This is a genomic window from Burkholderia sp. A2, from assembly GCF_001729305.1.
Taxonomy (GTDB): domain Bacteria; phylum Pseudomonadota; class Gammaproteobacteria; order Burkholderiales; family Burkholderiaceae; genus Burkholderia; species Burkholderia sola.
This window is the reverse complement of sequence record NZ_LZXX01000087.1, coordinates 59,033-79,104: the sequence shown is the minus strand read 5'-3', so window position 1 is coordinate 79,104 and position 20,072 is coordinate 59,033. Positions and strand designations below refer to the sequence as shown.

The window sequence follows — 20,072 nt, the reverse complement described above, 5'->3', positions numbered from 1 at the left end:
GACAACGCCGCGAACGGCCGCGACGGCGATTCGCGCGGCGGGTCTGCCCGAGCCTGCGGGGGCGAGCGGCTGGCCGATCGGGGTAGCCGTATCGGCCGATGAACAATATCAGGGGCAAGATCGCGCAATCTCGCATCGGCATGCCCGCCGTCAGCCGCGCGTACCGGGCCTTCAGCCCGGCACAACCGGTCACCCGGGCGAACAGGCTCCACGCGCGCCGCTCAGCCCTTCTTCTTTTTCTTCTCGACCTGCACGCAGTCGCCCAGCAGCGGCGGCGACTTCGGGTCGGCGATCTCGTCGCGCAGCGTCGCTTCCTTGCCCTTCGTCCACCACGTATAGCGGCCGGCCTGGTAGCGCGCGCCCGACCCCGACACGGTGTCGACGAACAGCATCTGCTTGCCGTCGACCGGCACGAGCGCGAAGCTCTGGCCGTTGCCCGCGAGCCAGTACGACACGCGCACCGGAGCCTTGTGGTTCGCGCACTGGTAGACGGTTGGCTGACGCGCGTCCGCGTCGATCTCTTCGACGGTCAGTTGCGCGGCATGCGCGACGGAAACGGCGCTGCCGGCGAGAGCAAGCACGGCGAGGGTTAAGCGAATCATGCAGGTCCTCTCACGAGACGGGTGGAAGCGCGCCATCGGCGGGCGCGCGGTTATATGTTTATGAGGCTGGCCGGAAATCGCGCCGGCCGTCGGAATCAGGGATCGATCACGTCCGCGCACGCATTGGTCGGCGCCGCGGCGACATGACCGACGAGCGGTACGATCTTGAGCCCGGCCGACGCCACCCGGCACGGCGCGGCCGCGAGGCCGCAGCGCGCGAGCCCCGCGACGAGCGCCAGCGCAGCGCCCAGCTTTCCGATACGCAACCACCTCGACGCCATCGTCGTCTCCTCGTTCCGTCAGCGCGCCGACACGGGCCGCACGGCCGCGGCCGCGCGCTTCGCGCGTTCGCGGGCTTCGTCGACGGTCGCGCCGGTCGCGAGCGCGACGCCCATGCGCCGCTTCGCAAAACTTTCCGGCTTGCCGAACAGACGCAGGTCCGCGCCCGGCACCGCGAGCGCGTCGCGCACGCCTTCGAACGCGATCCCGCGCTCGTCGAGCCCGCCGTAGATCACCGCCGACGCGGCCGGCGTGCCGAGCGCCGGATCGACCGGCAGCCCGAGAATCGCCCGCGCGTGCAGCTCGAACTCCGACTGGCGCTGCGACGCGAGCGTGACGAGGCCCGTATCGTGCGGCCGCGGGCTCACCTCGGAGAACCATACGTCGTCGCCACGCACGAACAGCTCGACGCCGAACAGCCCGCGCCCGCCGAGCGCCTCGGTCACCTTGTGCGCGATCTCGCGCGACTTCCCGAGCGCCGTCGCGCTCATCGGCTGCGGCTGCCACGATTCGACGTAGTCGCCCGCCACTTGCACGTGGCCGACCGGCTCGCAGAAATAGGTGCGCGTGTCGAGCGTCGCGGGGTCGATCGCGCGCACGGTCAGTTGCGTGATCTCGTAGTCGAAATCGACGAAGCCCTCGACGATCACGCGGCCGTGATTCACGCGCCCGCCCGCCATCGCGTAGTCCCACGCGGCTTTCACGTCGGCGTCGGTCTTCACGACCGACTGCCCCTTGCCGGACGACGACATCACGGGCTTCACGACGCACGGCATGCCGATCTTCGCGACGGCCGCGCTGAAGGCGTCGAACGAATCCGCGAACGCATACGGGGAAGTCGGCAGGCCGAGCTCCTCGGCCGCGAGCCGGCGGATCCCTTCGCGATTCATCGTGAGCTGCGTCGCACGCGCGGTCGGGATCACCTCGGCGAAACCGGCCGCCTCGATCGCCGCGAGCGCGTCGGTGGCGATCGCCTCGATCTCGGGAACGATCAGGTGCGGGCGCTCGGCCTCGACGATGGCCCGCAGCGCGGCCGGGTCCGTCATGTCGATCACGTGCGCGCGATGCGCGACCTGGTGACCCGGCGCGTCCGGATAGCGATCGACCGCAATGACTTCGACGCCGAGACGCTGCAACGCGATGATGACTTCCTTGCCGAGCTCGCCCGCGCCGAGCAGCATGACGCGTGTGGCCGAGGGTGAAAGCGGCGTACCGAGCCGCTGACCGATCTGCATGTGATTTCCCGCTGGTTCTGTTGGAGGACGAAAACGGCTTCGATGTTAACACGGGCATCCGGGCCGGTTTGGGCGGTTTGGCCGCACCCGCGCCGAGTCGCACGAGGTCCGTGGGCGGCCCGCGAACGTTTTCGCACGCGAAGTGTCGGCTCGCCTGCCGCGGGGCGGGTGCGTTACTCTTACGCCTTGATCAGAATCCGAAGAGGAACGAGGCTCATGTCCCACCTGTCTGCCGCCGCACGCGCACGCACCGGCCTGCTTCGCCCGTTGCGCACGCCGCTCTGCGCGTTGACGCTTGCCACGCTTCTCGCCGCCTGCGCGATGCCGACCCATCCCGATTCCGCCGCCCCCGCACCCGACCCGTACAACCCGGCCGCCGTCCAGCTGCTCGACGACACGAGCTGGGAACTCACCAGCTGGGTGAACGCCGACGGCACGCAACGCGCGATCCCGCACGGCGACAACGGCGAGCCGATCAAGCTCGCGCTGTCGACCGACTCGGGCATCCGGCGCGCAAGCGGGTTCTCGGGCTGCAACCGCTACATGGGCACCTACGCGGTCAAGAACGGCCTGCTGAGCTTCGGCCCGCTCGCCGGCACGCGGATGGCCTGCCCGAACACGCTCGGCGGCCAACTCGAATCCGCGTACCTCGACGCGCTCGCCCACATCGAGAAGACCGGCGTGCAGATGCGCGCGCCCCAGCAATTGCAGATCGTGACCCAGGCCGGCGCAACACTGACGTTCACGCACCGGAGTCCCTGATGCAGGGCGCGCGCGAAGGCCGACCGACCGTCTTCGCGTGGCGCGCCACGCGCATGTGCCATCCACGTGCGTCGCGCGGCGTGAATCGGAATCACGCCGCGTCAGAGTCTTGTTCGCCGGCCGGTTAAACTCGGCGGGTCGCGCCCCGCGCGCTCCGCCCCACTCCTGTTTCAAAGCATGCACACGGTTGTCTTCGGCTGGTTCGGCATCTCCGCCGTCTGGTTCCTCCTTCTCTTCTGGCGTCTCGTGCAGGCGATGCTGCCCGGCGGCGGCGGGCTCGCCGGCCGCGGCTCGATCCGCCTGTGGCTCGGCTTCGCCGCGGTATTCGTCGCCAGCTGCACGCTGACGAGCCCGCTGTCAGGCCCCGACACGAACGCGCTCGGCCATGCGTGCTCGGCCGGCTTCGCCCACGTGCTCGGCCCGATCGGCACGCCGGTCGCGATGGTCGTGCTGTTCCTCGCCGGCTTGCCCTGGCTGACCGGCATCGGCTGGCGGCAGTTCGCCGCGTGGGTCGACACGTCGTTCGGCGTCAAGCTGTCGCGCGACGGCGGCGACGACGACGCACGCGGAATCGCCGACCTGCCGCGCAGCGCGCTGCATCGCGACGACGATGTCGTACAGCCGACCACCGCACATACCGTCAATTCGATGGCGCCGCGCCAGAACGGCCGGTATTCGCGCCCGACCGTATGGAAGCCCGATCCGCAGGCCCGACCGAAGCCGCGCAGCAAGACGCCGCCGCGCCCCCTTGCGGAGCCCGTCGCGCCGTCGGGCTGGCTGAAGCCGACCGCGCCGCAGCGCACGCCTGCGCCGCCCGCGCCGATCCCGGCCGGCGCGATGCCGCCGCCGACCACCGGCAGCACCGCCAGCCTCGCGCGCGCCGCGGCGAACGCGCAAGTGCCGCGCCCCGCGCCGGCTCCGCTTCCGGCCGGATTCGAACCCGTCCGGCCGCGTCCGACCGCCGCGCGGCCGGCCACCGCCGCGCTGACGCAAACGGCGCCGCGCGCCACGGTCACGCCACGACCGGCCGCTACGCAGCCGCAGCGCCCGCCGGTGCGCCCGGTCGCGGGCACGACGGCAGCCGGCCTGTCGCCGGACGCGGCCCGACGCCGCCCGGCGCCGCCCGCGCCGGCGCGCGCGCCGCTCTATGCGTGGAACGAGAAGCCCGCCACGCCGATTACACCGGCGCCGAGCGTTCACGACACGCTGCGCTCGATCGAAGCCAGCACCGCGCAGTGGGCGACGCTGGGTGGCGCGGAGTCGACCGATGCGACGCACGCGGCGACCGCAGCCGCTGCCGTGGCCGGCGTAGCCGCGGCAGCAGCCAGCGTCGCCGCGCCGGCATCGGCGGCCGCGTCGAGCGCGTTCGTCTCCACAGCGCATGGCGTCGCAGCCCAGGAGGTCAATGTTCCGGCCGAATCCGCTGCCTCGCCTGCGTACGACGACGCACCGATCGTGCTCGACGCCTTCATGCCGGCGGAATCCGGCATCGCGCAGGCTTCGGTCGGCGATTTGCCCGCCCCTGCAATCGATCGAACTGAACCGAACGCGCGCACGAATCCCGGCATCGACGATGCCGCGATCCCGCATCGTGCCGACGACGAGATCCGTCACGTCGACGAAGCGTCCGCCGCGCCGTCGATCGATGCACCCATCGACCTCGCGCCTTGGGAAGACGTCGTCAGCCCGTCGGTTTCCGCACTCGACGTGTCGACCGCAAGCCCGATCGCCGAGTCGCTGGCGCACGACGCGAAATCGGAGCCCGCTCATTCAGCCTTCGCGCCGGCACGCGATGCAGCCGCTCGCGATCTCGGCATCGGCAAGCCGACCGGGTCCGTCGATATCGACGACAAGGACGACGCACAACCGGCGCCTGCAAACGATCGCGCTGCACCGGCCTACTTGCGTCAAGGGGTTGCCGATGCGCATGCCGACGTGAAGCCGGCCGACAGCATCGTTCCGTTCGCTGCCCTCCCCTCTTCGTCGATGGCGGGAACGTCGGCGCGCGCACTTTCGGAATCCGCGTCGATTGCGGCAACGTCCGCGCCGGACCTCTCGCAGCCCGCACCGGAAGCTGCCAAGCCGGTCGAGACGGAACCCGCGGCACCGTTGTCGGCCGTCGCTCAGCGCGCGACGTCCGCTACATATTGGACTGCGCCGACGACGCAGCCTGCCGCGACACAGACAACCGTCGCGGCGGAATTGCCGAAAGCGCCGGCGGTCCAGCCGTTTGCCGCAGCATCGACGGCTGCGGCTGTCGCCGCATCGCCGCAGGTCGGCACGGCGCCTGATTCGACTGCCTCCGCATCGGGCATCGCGCCCGTCGCCGCCGCCGTTTCGCCGGTCGGCGCGACCGGCACGGCGTCCGCTTCGCCGTCGCAACCGGCCGCATCGGCACCGCCCGTTACTTCCGCCGCGTCGGCGTCGCCTGCCGATGTCATGGGCGTTACCTACGATTCGCTGTCCGGCGCTTCGACGCCCGAATCGACCGATGCGCCCGCCGTGACGCCGTCGACGACCGGCGCGTCGGGTTCGACGCTCGGTTCCACTGCGCAGGCGCCCGCAACGCCGGCGCCCGCCACCTCGACACTCGCGACTTTCACGTCCGCGCCCATCGCTGCGCCGTCTTCCGCGCCGGCATCGACGCTTCCCACCGAAACGGCGACCACGTCGACCGGTACGACGACCTTCGCTCCATCCGGCTCATCGGGCGAAGTCGCTCCGCAGCCGGCAATCGGCCTGCCTGTGTCGCCAGCCGCGTCCGCGCCGACGTCACCGTCCTTCAGCGCGATCGCGCCGACGACCACGGCCGCCGCGACGCAGGCTTACCCGATCGCAGGCGCGCCTGCCGCTGCAGCCGGATCGCTGACGTCCATCGGTGCGGCCGCCGCGACGCAGGCGCCATCGATTACGGCCGTCCCGGCCGCGGTCGCAACCCAGACGCCCGCGACACAGCCCGCGCCTGCCGCCTCGTCGGCGAGCTGGTCCGTGTCACATGACCTGACCGCAACACCGACCGCCACACCGCCCGCTGCAATCGTTCCCGGCGCGGACGTCCCGGCCAGCCCGGCAACCATCATTTCCGCGCCGCCTCCCCTCGCGATCCCGCCCATCGGCGCACCGGCCACCGACGCAATCGAGGCGCCCGAACCGGCCCCGGCCGCTCCCGCCGCCCGCCCGCCGCGCCCGAACGCGTTCGAATTCCACGCGCCCGCGTCGTTCAACGTCGAACTGCCGACGCTCGACCTGCTCGAGCCCGCGTCCGACGACGTCGAAACGATCACCGAGGAGCACCTCGCGCAAACCGCGCAGGTGATCGAACAGCGGCTGCAGGAATTCAAGGTGCCGGTGACGGTGGTCGGCGCATCGGCCGGCCCCGTGATCACGCGCTTCGAGATCGAACCCGCGCTCGGCGTGCGCGGCAGCCAGATCGTCGGGCTGATGAAGGACCTGTCGCGCGGGCTCGGCCTTACGTCGATCCGCGTCGTCGAGACGATCCCCGGCAAGACCTGCATGGGCCTCGAACTGCCGAACGCGAAGCGCCAGATGATCCGCCTGTCGGAGATCCTCGAGTCGCGGCAGTACCAGCATTCGCCGTCGCAACTGACGATCGCGATGGGCAAGGACATCACCGGCCACCCGGTCGTCACCGATCTCGCGAAGGCGCCGCACATGCTCGTGGCCGGCACGACGGGTTCGGGCAAGTCGGTCGCGATCAACGCGATGATCCTGTCGCTGCTGTACAAGGCGACGCCGGAAGACGTGCGGCTCATCATGATCGACCCGAAGATGCTGGAGCTGTCGGTCTACGAAGGCATCCCGCACCTGCTCGCGCCGGTCGTCACCGACATGAAGCTCGCGGCGAACGCGCTGAACTGGTGCGTCGGCGAAATGGAGAAACGCTACCGGCTGATGTCGGCCGTCGGCGTGCGCAACCTCGCGGGCTTCAACCAGAAGATCCGCGACGCGCAAGCGAAGGAAAAGAAGATCGGCAACCCGTTCTCGCTGACGCCCGACGATCCGGAGCCGCTGTCGACGCTGCCGCTGATCGTCGTCGTGATCGACGAGCTGGCCGACCTGATGATGGTCGCCGGCAAGAAGATCGAGGAGCTGATCGCCCGCCTCGCGCAGAAGGCGCGCGCGGCCGGCATCCACCTGATCCTCGCGACGCAGCGGCCGTCCGTCGACGTGATCACGGGCCTCATCAAGGCGAACATCCCGACGCGCGTCGCATTCCAGGTATCGTCGAAGATCGACTCGCGCACGATCCTCGACCAGATGGGCGCCGAGTCGCTGCTCGGGATGGGCGACATGCTGTTCCTGCCGCCGGGCACCGGTTATCCGCAGCGCGTGCACGGCGCGTTCGTCGCCGACGAGGAAGTGCACCGGATCGTCGAGTACCTGAAGCAGTTCGGCGAGCCGCAGTACGAGGAAGGGATTCTCGACGGGCCGGCCGCCGACGGCGCGACGCAGGACCTGTTCGGCGATGCGCCGGATGCGGAAGCCGATCCGCTGTACGACGAAGCCGTCGCGTTCGTCGTGCGCACGCGGCGCGCGTCGATCTCGTCGGTGCAGCGGCAGTTGCGCATCGGCTACAACCGCGCGGCGCGGCTCGTCGAGCAGATGGAAGCCGCGGGCCTCGTGTCGGCGATGGGCATCAACGGCAGCCGCGAGGTGCTCGTGCCGGCCGCGGCCGACTGAGCATGCCGGCCGCACGGCCGCCGGCATCGATACGGGGCGCCGCGCAAGCGGCTGCACGACATACGAAGGGCGCTGCATCGGCAGCGCCCTTCTTGCATCGACCGGGAATCGGCCGCGATTACTGCGCGACCGGCACCAGCTTGAAGTCGACCGGCTTGCCGACCGCGATCTTCTGCGGATTCGCGCCGAGCTGCCCCGTTTCGACATCGCGACTGAACACGTAGAACGTGTCGCTGTCCTGGTTGCCGACGATCAGCCACTTGCCGGTCGGATCGATCAGGAATTCGCGCGGCGTCTTGCCCAGGCTCGACTGGCGGCCGACGTGCTTCAGCCGGCCGTTGGCCTGGTTCACCGCGTAGATCACCAGGTCGTTCGCGTCACCGCGGTTGCTCGCGTACAGGAAGCGGCCGTCCGGCGACAGGTGGATCGCGCCGCCGCCGACCTTGCCCTTGAAGCCAGGCGCCGTCATCGGCACCGTCTCGACCGGCGTCAGCTTGCCGTCGTGATAGCCGAACACCTCGACCGCCGCGTTGAGCTCGCTCGTCACGTACGCGAAGCGGCCGTCCGCGCCGAACACCATGTGACGCGGGCCCGAGCCGGCCTTCACCGGCGTGTAGCGCGTGTCGGTCGGGCTGATCAGCCCGCGGCTGCCGTCCACCGTGTAGCGGTAGCCGTAGATCTTGTCCGCGCCGAGATCCTGCACGAACAGATAGCGGCCGTCCGGCGAAAACACCGTCGAATGCACGTGCGCGCCGTCCTGGCGCCCCTTCACGGGCCCGGTGCCTTCGTGGTGGACCGCCAGCACGGCCGGGCTGGCCGCGCCGTCGTCGCGCAGCGGAAACACCGCGAAGCTGCCGCCCGGGTCTGCCGCGACCGAGTAGTTGGCGGTCACGAGGTACTTGCCGTCCGGCGACAGCGCGAGATAGCAAGGGTCGTTCCCTTCCGACGATACGCGCTCGATGAAGCTCAGCGCGCCCGTCTTCGCGTCGAAGCGGAACGCGCTGACGCCGCCGCGCTGCGTCGCGGGGCCGTCGTCGCCGGGCAGCTCGTTGACCGCATAGACGGTGCGACCGTCGCGGCTCGGCAACAGATACGACGGATTCACGGTCTTCGCCGACGATACCGGCGCGACGCTGCCGGTCTTGGTATCGAAGCGGTACACGTAGATCCCGTCGCTGCCGCCGCCCGTATAGGTGCCGACGAGCAGGTTGTAGACGCCGTCGGCCGGGGCGGACGATTGCTGCGCGAATGCGTGGGTCGCGGACAAGGACAGCACGATCGCGAAACCTTTCATCCAGTGAGCGAACCTAAGCGGGAACCCTCGTGTCGAAGCGCGAGCGTCACGCTCCCGTAAACGGTTGGGCATTGAATCCTCCTTGCATCGAGTCGCTTCAAGTGTTGAGATAGGACGAAACGCCGGCCGTTCATGCGCTCCGCCGCCCGGCCGAGTATACGGGGCGCGGCGCCCGGGCGTGAAGTCCGGGCCGCCGACGTCCGCATTGTGAACTCGAATACCCAAGGATCGCCTGCCCATGCCCGCCCTGATCGAAGACTACGCCCTCGTCGGCGACGGCCACACGGCCGCGCTGATCGCAAAAGACGGCTCCGTCGACTGGCTGTGCTGGCCCCGCTTCGATTCGGGCGCCTGCTTCGCGGCGCTGCTCGGCACGCCCGAGCACGGCCGCTGGCTGCTTGCTCCGGCCGCCGACGCCGCGATCACGCACACGACACGCCGCTATCGCGGCGACACGCTGATCCTCGAAACCGATTACGAAAGCGCCGACGGCGCCGTCACCGTGATCGACTTCATGCCGCCCGGCAACGGCTGGTCCGAACTGGTGCGGATCGTCGTCGGCCGCCACGGCACGATGAAGATGCGCATGGAGCTCGTGTTGCGCTTCGACTACGGCTTCTCGATTCCGTGGGTCACGCAACTGACCCGCGAGGACGGCATGAAGGCCATCGCCGGCCCCGATACCGTCGTGCTGCGCACGCCGGTGCCGCTCACCGGCAAGAACCTCCATACGCTCGCCGAATTCACGGTGAGCGCCGACGAGCGCGTGCCGTTCTCGCTCGGCTACGCGGCGTCGCACATGCGGCTGCCGCCGGCGCGCGACCCGCTGTCGATGCTCGCGCGCACCGAGAACTACTGGCTCGAATGGTCGGGCCGCTGCCAGGTGCAGGGCCGCTACGCGGCTGCCGTGCGGCGCTCGCTGATCACGCTGAAGGCGCTCGCGTACGAGCCGACAGGCGGCATCGTCGCGGCGCCGACCACGTCGCTGCCCGAGAAGATCGGCGGCAACCGCAACTGGGACTACCGCTACTGCTGGCTGCGCGACGCGACGATCACGCTGCTCGCGCTGATGCGCGGCGGCTACTACGACGAGGCGCGCGCGTGGCGCACGTGGCTCGGCCGCGTGATGGCCGGCTCGCCCGAGCAAATCCAGATCATGTACGGGATCGCCGGCGAGCGCCGGCTGCCGGAAATGGAGCTCGACTGGCTGCCCGGCTACCAGGATTCGCTGCCGGTGCGCGTCGGCAACGGCGCCGCGAACCAGCTCCAGCTTGACGTGTTCGGCGAGGTGATGGCCGCGCTGCACCTCGCGCGCGTGGGCGGCCTGCAGGCCGACGACACGGTCTGGTCGGTGCAGTGCGCGCTGCTCGACCATCTGGAGAAGATCTGGCAGGAACCCGACGAAGGGATCTGGGAAACGCGCGGCGGCCGCCGCCATTTCACGTTCTCCAAGGTGATGGCGTGGGTCGCGTTCGACCGCGCGATCAAGTCGGCGGAAATGTTCCGGCTGCCCGGCTCGCTCGACCGCTGGCGCGTGCTGCGCGAGCGGATCCATGCGGACGTCTGCGCGAACGCGTGGCACGAAGGCAAGCAGGCGTTCGCGCAAAGCTACGGCAGCGACGAGCTCGACGCGAGCGTGCTGCTGCTGCCGCAGCTCGGCTTCCTGCCGCCGGAAGACCCGCGCATCGTCGGCACGGTCGACGCGATCGAACGGGAATTGCTGCACGACGGGCTCGTGATGCGCTACCGCACGACCGAATACGACGACGGCCTGCCGCCGGGCGAAGGCACGTTTCTCGCGTGCAGCTTCTGGCTGGTCGACAGCTATGCGCTGCTCGGCCGGATCGACGACGCGCACCGGCTTTTCAGCCGGCTGCTCGCGCTGTCGAACGACCTGGGCCTGCTCGCGGAGGAATACGACCCGGTGGCCGGGCGGCTCGTCGGCAACTTCCCGCAGGCGTTCTCGCACGTGGCGCTCGTGCATACCGCGATGAACCTGATGCACCATGAAGACGCGATGGCGCGCGCGGCCGGCCAGCCCGCCCCGGCCGTGGCCACTGGCCGCTGAGCGGCGGCGCGGGCCCTTGTTCATAGATCGTCAAATCGCAAAAATTTGATGAAAAATCCGGGAAATGTTGCATTGCACCACCGATCGTTGTCCGATATGATCGACGAGATTGTCCGGCTGCAATGCAACATGGCCGGCCGCTGACCCACACGGCACGCCGCGACGCCTCACGCCGCCCTTGCGCACCGTCCCCCCACGCGGGAGTAGCCTGCATGCTTTACCAACTGCACGAATTCCAGCGGGCAATGCTGAGCCCGCTCACGGCCTGGGCCCAGGCCGCGTCGAAGTCGTTCGCGAATCCGTCCAGCCCGTTCTCGCTGATGCCCGGCGCGCCGCGGATGGCGGCCGCCTATGAGCTGATGTATCGGCTCGGCAAGGATTACGAAAAGCCGGAATTCAACCTTCATCAGATCGTCAAGGACGGCCACAACATCCCGATCGTCGAGCAGACGATCATCGAGAAGCCGTTCTGCCGGCTGCTGCGCTTCAAGCGCTATTCGGACGACGCCGACGCCGTCACGCAACTGAAGGACGAGCCCGTCGTGCTGGTGTGTGCGCCGCTGTCGGGCCACCACTCGACGCTGCTGCGCGACACGGTGCGCACGCTGCTGCAGGATCACAAGGTCTACATCACGGACTGGATCGACGCGCGGATGGTGCCGGTCGAGGTCGGCCCGTTCCACCTGCACGACTACATCGCGTACATCCAGGAATTCATCCGTCACATCGGCGCGCGCAACCTGCACGTGATCTCGGTATGCCAGCCGACGGTGCCGGTGCTCGCGGCGATTTCGCTGATGGCGAGCCGCGGCGAGGACACGCCGCTCACGATGACGATGATGGGCGGCCCGATCGACGCGCGCCGCAGCCCGACGTCGGTGAACTCGTTGGCCACGCAACACTCGACCGCGTGGTTCGAGAACAACGTGATCCACACGGTGCCCGCGAACTATCCGGGCGAAGGCCGCCAGGTGTATCCGGGCTTCCTGCAGCACACGGGCTTCGTCGCGATGAATCCGGAGCGGCACGCGCAATCGCACTGGGACTTCTACCAGAGCCTGCTGCGCGGTGACGAGGACGACGCCGAAGCGCACCGCCGCTTCTACGACGAGTACAACGCGGTGCTCGACATGGCCGCCGAGTATTACCTCGAGACGATCCGCGTCGTGTTCCAGGAATTCCGCCTCGCGGAAGGCACGTGGGACGTCGAGGGCGAGCGCGTGCGGCCGCAGGACATCAAGCACACCGCGCTGATGACGATCGAGGGCGAACTCGACGACATCTCGGGCAGCGGCCAGACGCACGTCGCGCACGAGTTGTGCACGGGCATCCCGCAGGACGATCGCCGCAGCCTGACCGCCGAGAAGTGCGGCCACTACGGAATCTTCTCGGGCCGCCGCTGGCGCACGATCATCTATCCGCAGCTGCGCGACTTCATCCGCGAGCATGCGCCGGAGCCGAAGCACGGCGCGACGAAGTTGCCGGTCGATGCGCAGGATGCGACCACGATCGGCGTCGTGCCGGCCGCGAAGCCGGAGCCGGAAACGGCGGTGCGCGTCACCGCCGCGAAACGCACGCGCGCGAAGGCGCCGGCCGTGACGGTCGCGCCCGCCAGGACGCCCGCCGCGAAGGCCGCGCCCGCGGCGAAACGCACGGCAGGCAGCCCGCGCGCCAAAACCGTGCGGGCCCGCAAGGCCGCCTGACGCGCCGCGGTCCGACGCAAAAACGCCGCCGTTGCCTGGCGCAACGGCGGCGTTTTTTATCCGGCCGCGGCCGCGAGCGGGCAGCTCGTCGGCTCCTGCGTTCGTCGCGTCAGCGCCGCAGCAGATAGGCGAGCAGCACCTCGGTGTTCATCCGGACCATTTCCGCACGCTCGTCGGTGTCGGTGAAGTCGCGGCCGAGCGTCGCGGCAAGCGTGAAGCGGTTCGACACGATGTAGTAGCCAAGCCCCGACAGCGTCACGTAGAAGCGCAGCGGATCGACGTCGCCACGGAACAGCCCGGCCTTCTGGCCGCGCATCAGCACGTTGCCGAGCTTCGCGACGATCGGCGACATCATTTCGCGAATCCGCGTCGACTTGTGCAGATAGCGCGCTTCGTGCAGGTTCTCGTTGTTGATGAGCCGGAGCAGCTCCGGATGGTCGCGGTAGTAGTCCCACACGAAATGCGCGAGCCGCGTGACGGCTTCGACCGGCGCGACGCCGTCGAGATCCAGCACGCGCTCGGCCTCCGTCAGCGCGGAGAACGCGTGTTCGAGCACCGCCGTGAAGAGCTGCTCCTTGCTGCCGAAGTAGTAATAGAGCATGCGCTCGTTCGTTTCGGCCCGGCGCGCGATCTGATCGACGCGCGCGCCGAACAGCCCTCCATTCGCGAACTCTTCGGCTGCCGCCATCAGGATGCGGCGGCGCGTGCCTTCAGGATCTCTTTTGATTTTTGGCTGATTCATGGTGGCGCTTTGCTATGTGAGCCGCTTGATTCGGACCGACACCCCCACCGCCTCGGCGTCGGCCGCCCTGGAACGGGCGCGCCGCGGGCGGCCGCCCTCCTGCTGAGCCCCTGCAAAAAAGCGGTTCGATTATGCGCATAGACGGCGTCCGGCGCAATGCGGGAAATCGGCGATAATCGAGCTTTGGCAAACCTTTCCGGCCGCGCCCGACGCGGTCGAGAGCCATTCGGCGCCGCTGCGCCTGTTGTCAGCCTGTCGTCACCGTGACCGATTCCAAAACACTCGCGGATCGCATCGAAGATCTGCTTCCCCAGACGCAATGCACGAAGTGCGGCTATAACGGCTGCCGTCCGTACGCCGAGGCGATCGCCGCCGGCAACGCGAACTACAACCAGTGCCCGCCCGGCGGCGCCGAAGGCATCGCGCGCCTCGCGAACCTGCTCGGCAAGCCGGTCATTCCGCTGAACCCCGTCAACGGCAGCGAGCATCCGCGCGCGCTCGCGTTCATCGACGAAAACCTGTGCATCGGCTGCACGCTGTGCATGCAGGCGTGCCCGGTCGACGCGATCGTCGGCGCGCCGAAGCAGATGCACACGATCGTCGCGTCGCTGTGCACGGGCTGCGACCTGTGCGTGCCGCCCTGCCCGGTCGACTGCATCGCGATGCTGCCGGTCACCGGCGATCGCACCGGCTGGGACGCGTGGTCGCAGGAACAGGCCGACGCCGCGCGCCAACGCCACGACCTGCGGCTCGCGCGCCAACGCCGCGAGCGCGAGGCCGCCGAAGCGCGCGCCGCCGCCCGCCGCGCGGCCAGCGCCGCGAAGCCGGCCGTGGAACCATCGGCGGCGCAGCCCGGCTCGCAGGGCACGCCGGCCGCCACACCGGCCGACGACGCCGAAGCGAAGAAACGCGCGATCATCGCCGCCGCGCTCGAACGCGCGCGCAAGAAGAAGGAAGAGCTGTCCGGGCAAGGCGCGGGGCCGAAGAACACCGAAGGCGTGAGCCCGGCCGTCCAGGCGCAGATCGACGCGGCCGAGGCCCGCCGCAAGCGGCTCGCCGAACAGCAGGCGCAGCGCGACGCCGAAGCGGCCTCGGGCAGCAACGATCACGACAACGACGCAGGCAACGACGATCCGGACGGCTCGTCCGCGCCGCCCGACCAGAACGCTCCATGAACGCCAGCAAACGACGCGCGATCTACGAAACGCTGCAGAGCCTCAATCCGCATCCGACCACCGAGCTCGAATACTCGACGCCGTTCGAGCTGCTGATCGCCGTGATGCTGTCCGCGCAGGCGACCGACGTGTCGGTCAACAAGGCGATGCGGAAAATGTTCCCGGTCGCGAACACCCCGCGACAAATCGTCGCGCTCGGCGAGGAAGGCGTCACCGAGTACATCAAGACGATCGGCCTCTATCGCACCAAGGCGAAGAACGTGGTCGCGACGTGCCGGATCCTGCTCGAGCGCTACGACGGCGAGGTGCCGGCCGATCGCGAAGCGCTCGAAGGCTTGCCGGGCGTCGGCCGCAAGACCGCGAACGTCGTGCTGAACACCGCGTTCGGCCAGCCGACGATCGCGGTCGACACGCATATCTTCCGCGTCGCGAATCGCACCGGGCTCGCGCCGGGCAAGGACGTGCGGGCCGTCGAGGCCGCGCTCGAGAAGTTCACGCCGAAGGAATTCCTGCAGGACGCGCATCACTGGCTGATCCTGCACGGGCGCTACGTCTGCAAGGCCCGCCGGCCCGAATGCTGGCACTGCGCGATCGAGCCGCTGTGCGAGTTCCGGCCGAAGACGCCGCCCCCCAACGAATGAGCATCAGCCACGGCTGACGTATCCACGCACCGCGCCGGCCCCGTTGCGGTGCCGGCGGCTTGCCGGCTACGCGTTCGACGTCGCCGTCGCGTCGTCGGCGGCCGCGCCGCCCGCGCGCACGAGCGCCAGCACGGCCGCCAGAATCGCGACGCCGCCGCCCCACTGCAGCGGCGACAACGCTTCCCCGAACAGCAGCGCCGCGAGCGCGACCGTCACGACCGGTTCGAGCGTCGACAGCATCGACGTGCGCGCGGCCCCGAGCCGCTCCAGCCCGGCGAAGAACGCGAGCATGGCGGCGACCGTCGACACGAGCGCGATCGCGAGCATCGACGCCCAGCCGCCGGCCGTCGCGGGCCAGCGCGGCGGCGCGCCGAACGCGGCCGTTCGCACGACGGCGATCGCGACGAGCGTCGCGGTGGCCGACAGGCAGATGATCGCGGTGGTCGCGAGCGGATCGACGCCGCGCGTCGCCTTCGTGCCGCCGACGATGTACAGCGAGTAGATCACCGCGGCGGCCAGCGCGAGCGCGATCCCGAGCGGCTCGCCGTGCCCGCCGCCGACCATCAGCGCCGAACCCGCGACACACAGCACCAGCGCGACGGCCTTGGCACGCGTGAGGCGCTCGCCGAGCCACCACGCGGCCAGCAGCGTGACGAACGCCGGATACAGGTACAGCAGCAGCGCGACGAGGCTCGCCTGCGCGTGCTGCAGCGCGCTGAAATAGCAGAACGACTGCCCGACGTAGCCGAGCGCGCCCATCGCGACCAGCGGCGCGAGCGCCCGCCCGCGCGGCCAAGCGACGCGGCGGTGCCGCGCGATCGCGGCGAGCACCGCGCCGCCGATCGCGAAGCGCACGATCAGCAGCCCGAGCACGTCGACGCCGGCCGCATACGCATAGCGGCCGAAAATCGCCATTGCACCGAACGCGGCTGCGGACAATGCGACGTAGAGCGCGCCCTGCAGGGCGGCGGACGATGAGCGGACGGTGGCGGTCATGATGAAAGATGAAAGCGGGCGAGCAACGCGCCGTGACGGGAATCGTCGGAGTGTAGCGGCGCGGCGGCGGCGAGCCTAGCCCGCGCTTACCCGTTGCGTGACGAGCGGCCGCAACGACCCGCGCCGGGCCGCCCGCCGCCCGCCCCCCAGGGGCGCCGCCAGCGCCGTCGGCCGCTCCGGCGTACAATGCGCGACGCGGCATGACGCCGCCCGAATCACGACGTTTCCCCACCATGTTCAATCCAAGCCGCGACGACGTGCGTCGCTTTTTCACCGAGACCTGGCGCAAGCAGCGCGCGGGCGAGATCCTGACGCCGCTGGAAGCGATCGCAGCCGACTGGATCGTCGAGCATCCCGAATACCACGACGAACTGGCCGACGCCGACGGCGCGGCCGCGCGCAACTACACGCCCGAAGAAGGCCGGACCAACCCGTTCCTGCACCTGTCGATGCACCTCGCGATCAGCGAGCAGTTGTCGATCGACCAGCCGCCCGGCATCCGCGCCGCGCACGACAAGCTGGCCGCGAAGCTCGACTCGACCCACGACGCGCAGCACGCGATCATGGAATGCCTCGGCGAGACGATCTGGGAAGCGCAGCGCACGAACACGCCGCCCGATACCGACGCGTACCTGCAGCGCATCCTGCGCCGCGCATCGCGCGACTGAGTGGCGTCCGGGGCCGGCACATCGACCTGCGCCGGGCCGCGGACAAAAAAATACCCCGCCGCGGCGGGGTATTCTTGCTGCGCGAGGCGCCCGTGAGGCCCGTCGCGCTTACTTCTTGAACACGAGGTCGGTTTCCTTCAGCGACTCGATGTAGGACGCGATGTCCTTCATGTCGCTGACCGACAGGTTCTGTACCTGCGCCTGCATGATCGCGTTGTTGCGGCCGATCAGCGGGTTCGTCAGCCCCATCTGGTACTGGCGCATCGCCCACACGAGGTAGTCGGCGTGCTGGCCGGCGAGGCGCGGGTACTCCGCGTTGATCGGCTTGTTCAGCTGCGCGCCGTGGCAGGCCGCGCAGTTGTGCGATTCGACCAGTTCCTTGCCCTTCGAGATGTCCGCGGCGTGCGCGGTACCGATCGCGAGGCCGGCCGCCAGTGCAACCGCCGCCGTCTTGAATGCGTTGTTCATGAATGCTCCTGTCCCGCCGGAGAGATCGGCGGCGCGCGCTTTACTTGTAGGGGTTGTCCTTCGTGTCGGCCTTCTGGGCGGCGTAGTACGCCGACAGATCCGCGATGTCCTGGTCGGTCAGCGAGCCGGCGATCGCGTTCATCGACGGGAAGTGACGATCCTTCTTGCGGTAGGCCTTCAGCGCGTTCTCGAGGTATTGCTGGTTCTGGCCGCCGAGGACAGGCACCCGGTAGACCTCCGGGTACGCCGCGCGGTAGTCCTGGATGCCGTGGCAACCGATGCACATGGCGGCCTTGCTCGCCCCGTCCTTCGGGTTGCCGACCACACCGGCCGCCTGCGCGCTGCCCGCGAGCGCCACGAGCGCTGCGACAACGACGTGTTTGCCGACGAATTTGTTCATAGCTCTTGTAACCTAGCTTGAGGGGAAACTGGCGCCGAAGCGGCAACGGCCCGCGCCGTTTTGCTTGTCGGTCGCCACGCAGGCCAAAAAAAACGGCCAGATTGTACCGCGTCGGCGGGGAATGCGTCCATACGGCGCCCCGGCGGGCCCCGCCACAGCCCCGCAACGATACGCGGGCGCGGCCCGCCCGGACAGCCCTTCTGACTTATACTGGGTTTTTTTCCCGTTGAAGAAGAGCGCCGCCATGCGTTTCGAAGGGTCCTCGCAGTACGTCGCCACCGACGATCTGAAGCTCGCGGTCAATGCCGCGCTGACGCTGCAACGCCCGCTGCTGATCAAGGGCGAGCCCGGCACCGGCAAAACCATGCTCGCCGAGGAAGTGGCCGCCGCGCTCGGCATGCCGCTGCTGCAGTGGCACATCAAGTCGACCACCAAGGCGCAGCAGGGCCTGTACGAATACGACGCCGTGTCGCGGCTGCGCGATTCGCAGCTCGGCGACGCGCGCGTGAAGGACATCGCGAACTACATCGTCAAGGGCGTGCTGTGGCAGGCGTTCGACGCCGAGCAGCCGAGCGTGCTGCTGATCGACGAGATCGACAAGGCCGACATCGAATTCCCGAACGACCTGCTGCGCGAGCTCGACCGGATGGAGTTCCACGTGTACGAGACGCGCGAGACCATTCGCGCGAAGCACCGTCCGCTCGTCATCATCACGTCCAACAACGAGAAGGAACTGCCCGACGCGTTCCTGCGCCGCTGCTTCTTCCACTACATCCAGTTTCCCGATCCGTCGACGATGCAGAAGATCGTCGCGGTGCATTTCCCGAACATCCGCGAGGAACTGCTGCGCGCGGCGCTCGAGAGCTTCTTCGAATTGCGCGGCGTGTCGGGCCTGAAGAAGAAGCCGTCGACGTCCGAACTGCTCGACTGGCTGAAGCTGCTGCTCGCCGAAAACATCCCAGCCGACGCGCTGCGCGGCGCGGACGCGAAGCAGATCGTGCCGCCGCTCGCCGGCGCGCTGCTGAAGAACGAGCAGGACCTGAGCCTGCTCGAACGGCTCGTCTACATGAACCGGCACAACCGGTAACCCACCCGCGAAGGCCCGGCCATGCTGCTCAATTTCTTCTACGCGCTGCGCGCAGCCAAGCTGCCCGTCTCGGTGAAGGAATACCTGACGCTGCTCGAATCGCTGAAGGCCGGGCTGATCTCGCCGTCGATCGATGCGTTCTACTTCCTCGCGAGGATGACGCTCGTCAAGGACGAGCAGTACTTCGACAAGTTCGACCAGGCGTTCGGCGCGTATTTCCACGGCGTGTCCGCGCTGCCGTCCGAGGCGTTCGACATCCCGCTCGACTGGCTCGAGAAGCGCCTCGAGCGCGAGCTGTCGCCCGAGGAGAAGGCGCAGATCGAAGCGATGGGCGGGCTCGACAAGCTGATGGAACGTTTGAAGGCGCTGCTCGACGAGCAGAAGGAACGCCACGAAGGCGGCAACAAGTGGATCGGCACCGGCGGCACGTCGCCGTTCGGGCACGGCGGCTACAACCCCGAAGGCGTGCGCATCGGCGGCCCGTCGAACGGCAACCGCACCGCGGTAAAGGTGTGGGAAGCGCGCGCGTACCGCGACTACGACGATTCGGTCGAAATCGGCACGCGCAACATCAAGGTCGCGCTGCGGCGGCTGCGCCGCTTCGCGCGCGAAGGCGCGGCCGAGGAGCTCGACCTGCCCGGCACGATCCGCAGCACGGCCGCGAACGCCGGCTGGCTCGACCTGCGGATGGTGCCGGAGCGCCACAACAACGTGAAGGTGCTGATGCTGCTCGACGTCGGCGGCTCGATGGACGACCACATCAAGCGCACCGAAGAGCTGTTCTCGGCCGCGAAGGCCGAATTCAAGCACCTCGAATTCTTCTACTTCCACAACTGCGTGTACGACCACCTGTGGAAGAACAACCGCCGCCGCCACTCGGAGCGCACCGCGACGTGGGACGTGCTGCACAAGTTCACGCCCGACTACAAGCTGATCTTCGTCGGCGACGCGACGATGAGCCCGTACGAAGTGCTGCAGCCCGGCGGCTCGGTCGAATACAACAACCCGGAAGCCGGCGCCGTGTGGCTGCGCCGCCTCGCCGACCAGTTCCCCCACCATGCGTGGCTGAACCCCGAGCCCGAGCGGCTATGGGAATACCGGCAGTCGGTCGCGATCATTCGCGACGTGCTCGGCCAGCGCATGTATCCGCTCACGCTCGCGGGCCTCGAAACCGCGATGCGCGCACTCAGCAAGTAACGACACCCACCTGCAGATACCCCGGCCGCGTCCGAGCGGCCACCCCGGAGAGAG

Annotated in this window: 17 protein-coding genes; 9 read left to right on the top strand and 8 right to left on the bottom strand. The window is 69.0% G+C overall.

Features of this window, described 5'->3' with window-relative positions; all coding sequences use genetic code 11:
* Positions 1 to 221 precede the first annotated feature (221 nt).
* The 3 genes from A9Z05_RS10930 to purT all read right to left on the bottom strand — a co-directional run bounded on the left by A9Z05_RS10930 (position 222) and on the right by purT (position 2,116).
* Positions 222 to 602 (bottom strand): MliC family protein, encoded by a 381-nt coding sequence (locus A9Z05_RS10930; protein WP_069618109.1) that lies wholly within the window; start codon positions 600 to 602, stop codon positions 222 to 224.
* Between the two features lie 95 nt (positions 603 to 697).
* Positions 698 to 883 carry a DUF6726 family protein gene (locus A9Z05_RS10925; RefSeq protein WP_069618108.1) on the bottom strand — a complete coding sequence of 62 codons (186 nt, stop codon included), beginning with the start codon at positions 881 to 883 and terminating at the stop codon, positions 698 to 700.
* Between the two features lie 18 nt (positions 884 to 901).
* Positions 902 to 2,116, bottom strand: a complete 1,215-nt coding sequence (gene purT, locus A9Z05_RS10920) for a formate-dependent phosphoribosylglycinamide formyltransferase (RefSeq protein ID WP_069618107.1) — start codon at positions 2,114 to 2,116, stop codon at positions 902 to 904.
* A 216-nt stretch (positions 2,117 to 2,332) separates the two neighbouring features.
* Between purT and A9Z05_RS10915 the strand changes: the two genes are divergently transcribed.
* Both A9Z05_RS10915 and A9Z05_RS10910 read left to right on the top strand, forming a co-directional pair.
* Positions 2,333 to 2,878 carry an META domain-containing protein gene (locus tag A9Z05_RS10915; RefSeq protein ID WP_069618106.1) on the top strand — a complete coding sequence of 182 codons (546 nt, stop codon included), beginning with the start codon at positions 2,333 to 2,335 and terminating at the stop codon, positions 2,876 to 2,878.
* A gap of 177 nt (positions 2,879 to 3,055) precedes the next feature.
* Positions 3,056 to 7,579 (top strand): DNA translocase FtsK, encoded by a 4,524-nt coding sequence (locus A9Z05_RS10910; RefSeq protein WP_069618105.1) that lies wholly within the window; start codon positions 3,056 to 3,058, stop codon positions 7,577 to 7,579.
* A gap of 118 nt (positions 7,580 to 7,697) precedes the next feature.
* Here A9Z05_RS10910 and A9Z05_RS10905 read toward each other — a convergent pair whose 3' ends face one another.
* Complete coding sequence (locus A9Z05_RS10905; protein WP_124503923.1) at positions 7,698 to 8,945, bottom strand: lactonase family protein; 1,248 nt, start codon at positions 8,943 to 8,945, stop codon at positions 7,698 to 7,700.
* 166 nt (positions 8,946 to 9,111) lie between these two features.
* Between A9Z05_RS10905 and A9Z05_RS10900 the strand changes: the two genes are divergently transcribed.
* Both A9Z05_RS10900 and A9Z05_RS10895 read left to right on the top strand, forming a co-directional pair.
* The gene (locus tag A9Z05_RS10900; protein ID WP_069618103.1) at positions 9,112 to 10,941 is read left to right on the top strand and encodes a glycoside hydrolase family 15 protein; all 1,830 of its coding nucleotides are present in this window, start codon (positions 9,112 to 9,114) and stop codon (positions 10,939 to 10,941) included.
* A 212-nt stretch (positions 10,942 to 11,153) separates the two neighbouring features.
* A complete protein-coding gene (locus A9Z05_RS10895) occupies positions 11,154 to 12,644 on the top strand; it encodes a polyhydroxyalkanoate depolymerase (protein WP_069618102.1) in 1,491 nt (496 codons plus the stop codon).
* 109 nt (positions 12,645 to 12,753) lie between these two features.
* Here the strand turns inward: A9Z05_RS10895 and A9Z05_RS10890 are convergent, their stop codons facing one another.
* On the bottom strand, positions 12,754 to 13,386 hold the full coding sequence (locus A9Z05_RS10890; RefSeq protein ID WP_006478198.1) for a TetR family transcriptional regulator: 633 nt from the start codon (positions 13,384 to 13,386) through the stop codon (positions 12,754 to 12,756).
* 263 nt (positions 13,387 to 13,649) lie between these two features.
* Between A9Z05_RS10890 and rsxB the strand changes: the two genes are divergently transcribed.
* Positions 13,650 to 14,561 (top strand): electron transport complex subunit RsxB, encoded by a 912-nt coding sequence (gene rsxB / locus A9Z05_RS10885; protein ID WP_069618101.1) that lies wholly within the window; start codon positions 13,650 to 13,652, stop codon positions 14,559 to 14,561.
* Entirely contained in the window at positions 14,558 to 15,202 is a 645-nt protein-coding gene (gene nth / locus A9Z05_RS10880) for an endonuclease III (RefSeq protein WP_006478196.1), read from the top strand. Before rsxB ends, nth begins: the two co-directional genes overlap by 4 nt.
* A 66-nt stretch (positions 15,203 to 15,268) precedes the next feature.
* Here nth and A9Z05_RS10875 read toward each other — a convergent pair whose 3' ends face one another.
* Entirely contained in the window at positions 15,269 to 16,198 is a 930-nt protein-coding gene (locus A9Z05_RS10875; protein WP_069618100.1) for a DMT family transporter, read from the bottom strand.
* Between the two features lie 200 nt (positions 16,199 to 16,398).
* On the opposite strand from A9Z05_RS10875, the gene A9Z05_RS10870 reads away from it, so the two are divergent.
* Positions 16,399 to 16,866 (top strand): DUF1841 family protein, encoded by a 468-nt coding sequence (locus A9Z05_RS10870; RefSeq protein WP_371090871.1) that lies wholly within the window; start codon positions 16,399 to 16,401, stop codon positions 16,864 to 16,866.
* A gap of 108 nt (positions 16,867 to 16,974) precedes the next feature.
* On the opposite strand, the gene A9Z05_RS10865 is transcribed toward A9Z05_RS10870, so the two are convergent.
* Positions 16,975 to 17,334: a cytochrome c gene (locus A9Z05_RS10865; RefSeq protein WP_006478193.1), complete on the bottom strand. Its 360-nt coding sequence runs from the start codon at positions 17,332 to 17,334 to the stop codon at positions 16,975 to 16,977.
* Positions 17,335 to 17,374: 40 nt separating this feature from the next.
* On the bottom strand, positions 17,375 to 17,734 hold the full coding sequence (locus A9Z05_RS10860) for a cytochrome c (protein WP_006478192.1): 360 nt from the start codon (positions 17,732 to 17,734) through the stop codon (positions 17,375 to 17,377).
* A 244-nt stretch (positions 17,735 to 17,978) separates the two neighbouring features.
* On the opposite strand from A9Z05_RS10860, the gene A9Z05_RS10855 reads away from it, so the two are divergent.
* Together A9Z05_RS10855 and A9Z05_RS10850 are read left to right on the top strand one after the other, a co-directional pair.
* Complete coding sequence (locus A9Z05_RS10855) at positions 17,979 to 18,821, top strand: MoxR family ATPase (protein ID WP_069618099.1); 843 nt, start codon at positions 17,979 to 17,981, stop codon at positions 18,819 to 18,821.
* A 21-nt stretch (positions 18,822 to 18,842) separates the two neighbouring features.
* The gene (locus A9Z05_RS10850; protein WP_050018108.1) at positions 18,843 to 20,018 is read left to right on the top strand and encodes a VWA domain-containing protein; all 1,176 of its coding nucleotides are present in this window, start codon (positions 18,843 to 18,845) and stop codon (positions 20,016 to 20,018) included.
* The last annotated feature ends 54 nt before the right edge of the window (positions 20,019 to 20,072 follow it).

What these genes read in the sequence shown, in the direction of transcription:
- A9Z05_RS10930 (WP_069618109.1), bottom strand. Translation starts at nt 602, where the DNA reads ATGATTCGCTTAACCCTCGCCGTGCTTGCTCTCGCCGGCAGCGCCGTT.
- A9Z05_RS10925 (WP_069618108.1), bottom strand. Translation starts at nt 883, where the DNA reads ATGGCGTCGAGGTGGTTGCGTATCGGAAAGCTGGGCGCTGCGCTGGCG.
- purT (WP_069618107.1), bottom strand. Translation starts at nt 2,116, where the DNA reads ATGCAGATCGGTCAGCGGCTCGGTACGCCGCTTTCACCCTCGGCCACA.
- A9Z05_RS10915 (WP_069618106.1), top strand. Translation starts at nt 2,333, where the DNA reads ATGTCCCACCTGTCTGCCGCCGCACGCGCACGCACCGGCCTGCTTCGC.
- A9Z05_RS10910 (WP_069618105.1), top strand. Translation starts at nt 3,056, where the DNA reads ATGCACACGGTTGTCTTCGGCTGGTTCGGCATCTCCGCCGTCTGGTTC.
- A9Z05_RS10905 (WP_124503923.1), bottom strand. Translation starts at nt 8,945, where the DNA reads ATGCCCAACCGTTTACGGGAGCGTGACGCTCGCGCTTCGACACGAGGG.
- A9Z05_RS10900 (WP_069618103.1), top strand. Translation starts at nt 9,112, where the DNA reads ATGCCCGCCCTGATCGAAGACTACGCCCTCGTCGGCGACGGCCACACG.
- A9Z05_RS10895 (WP_069618102.1), top strand. Translation starts at nt 11,154, where the DNA reads ATGCTTTACCAACTGCACGAATTCCAGCGGGCAATGCTGAGCCCGCTC.
- A9Z05_RS10890 (WP_006478198.1), bottom strand. Translation starts at nt 13,386, where the DNA reads ATGAATCAGCCAAAAATCAAAAGAGATCCTGAAGGCACGCGCCGCCGC.
- nth (WP_006478196.1), top strand. Translation starts at nt 14,558, where the DNA reads ATGAACGCCAGCAAACGACGCGCGATCTACGAAACGCTGCAGAGCCTC.
- A9Z05_RS10875 (WP_069618100.1), bottom strand. Translation starts at nt 16,198, where the DNA reads ATGACCGCCACCGTCCGCTCATCGTCCGCCGCCCTGCAGGGCGCGCTC.
- A9Z05_RS10870 (WP_371090871.1), top strand. Translation starts at nt 16,399, where the DNA reads ATGACGCCGCCCGAATCACGACGTTTCCCCACCATGTTCAATCCAAGC.
- A9Z05_RS10865 (WP_006478193.1), bottom strand. Translation starts at nt 17,334, where the DNA reads ATGAACAACGCATTCAAGACGGCGGCGGTTGCACTGGCGGCCGGCCTC.
- A9Z05_RS10860 (WP_006478192.1), bottom strand. Translation starts at nt 17,734, where the DNA reads ATGAACAAATTCGTCGGCAAACACGTCGTTGTCGCAGCGCTCGTGGCG.
- A9Z05_RS10855 (WP_069618099.1), top strand. Translation starts at nt 17,979, where the DNA reads ATGCGTTTCGAAGGGTCCTCGCAGTACGTCGCCACCGACGATCTGAAG.
- A9Z05_RS10850 (WP_050018108.1), top strand. Translation starts at nt 18,843, where the DNA reads ATGCTGCTCAATTTCTTCTACGCGCTGCGCGCAGCCAAGCTGCCCGTC.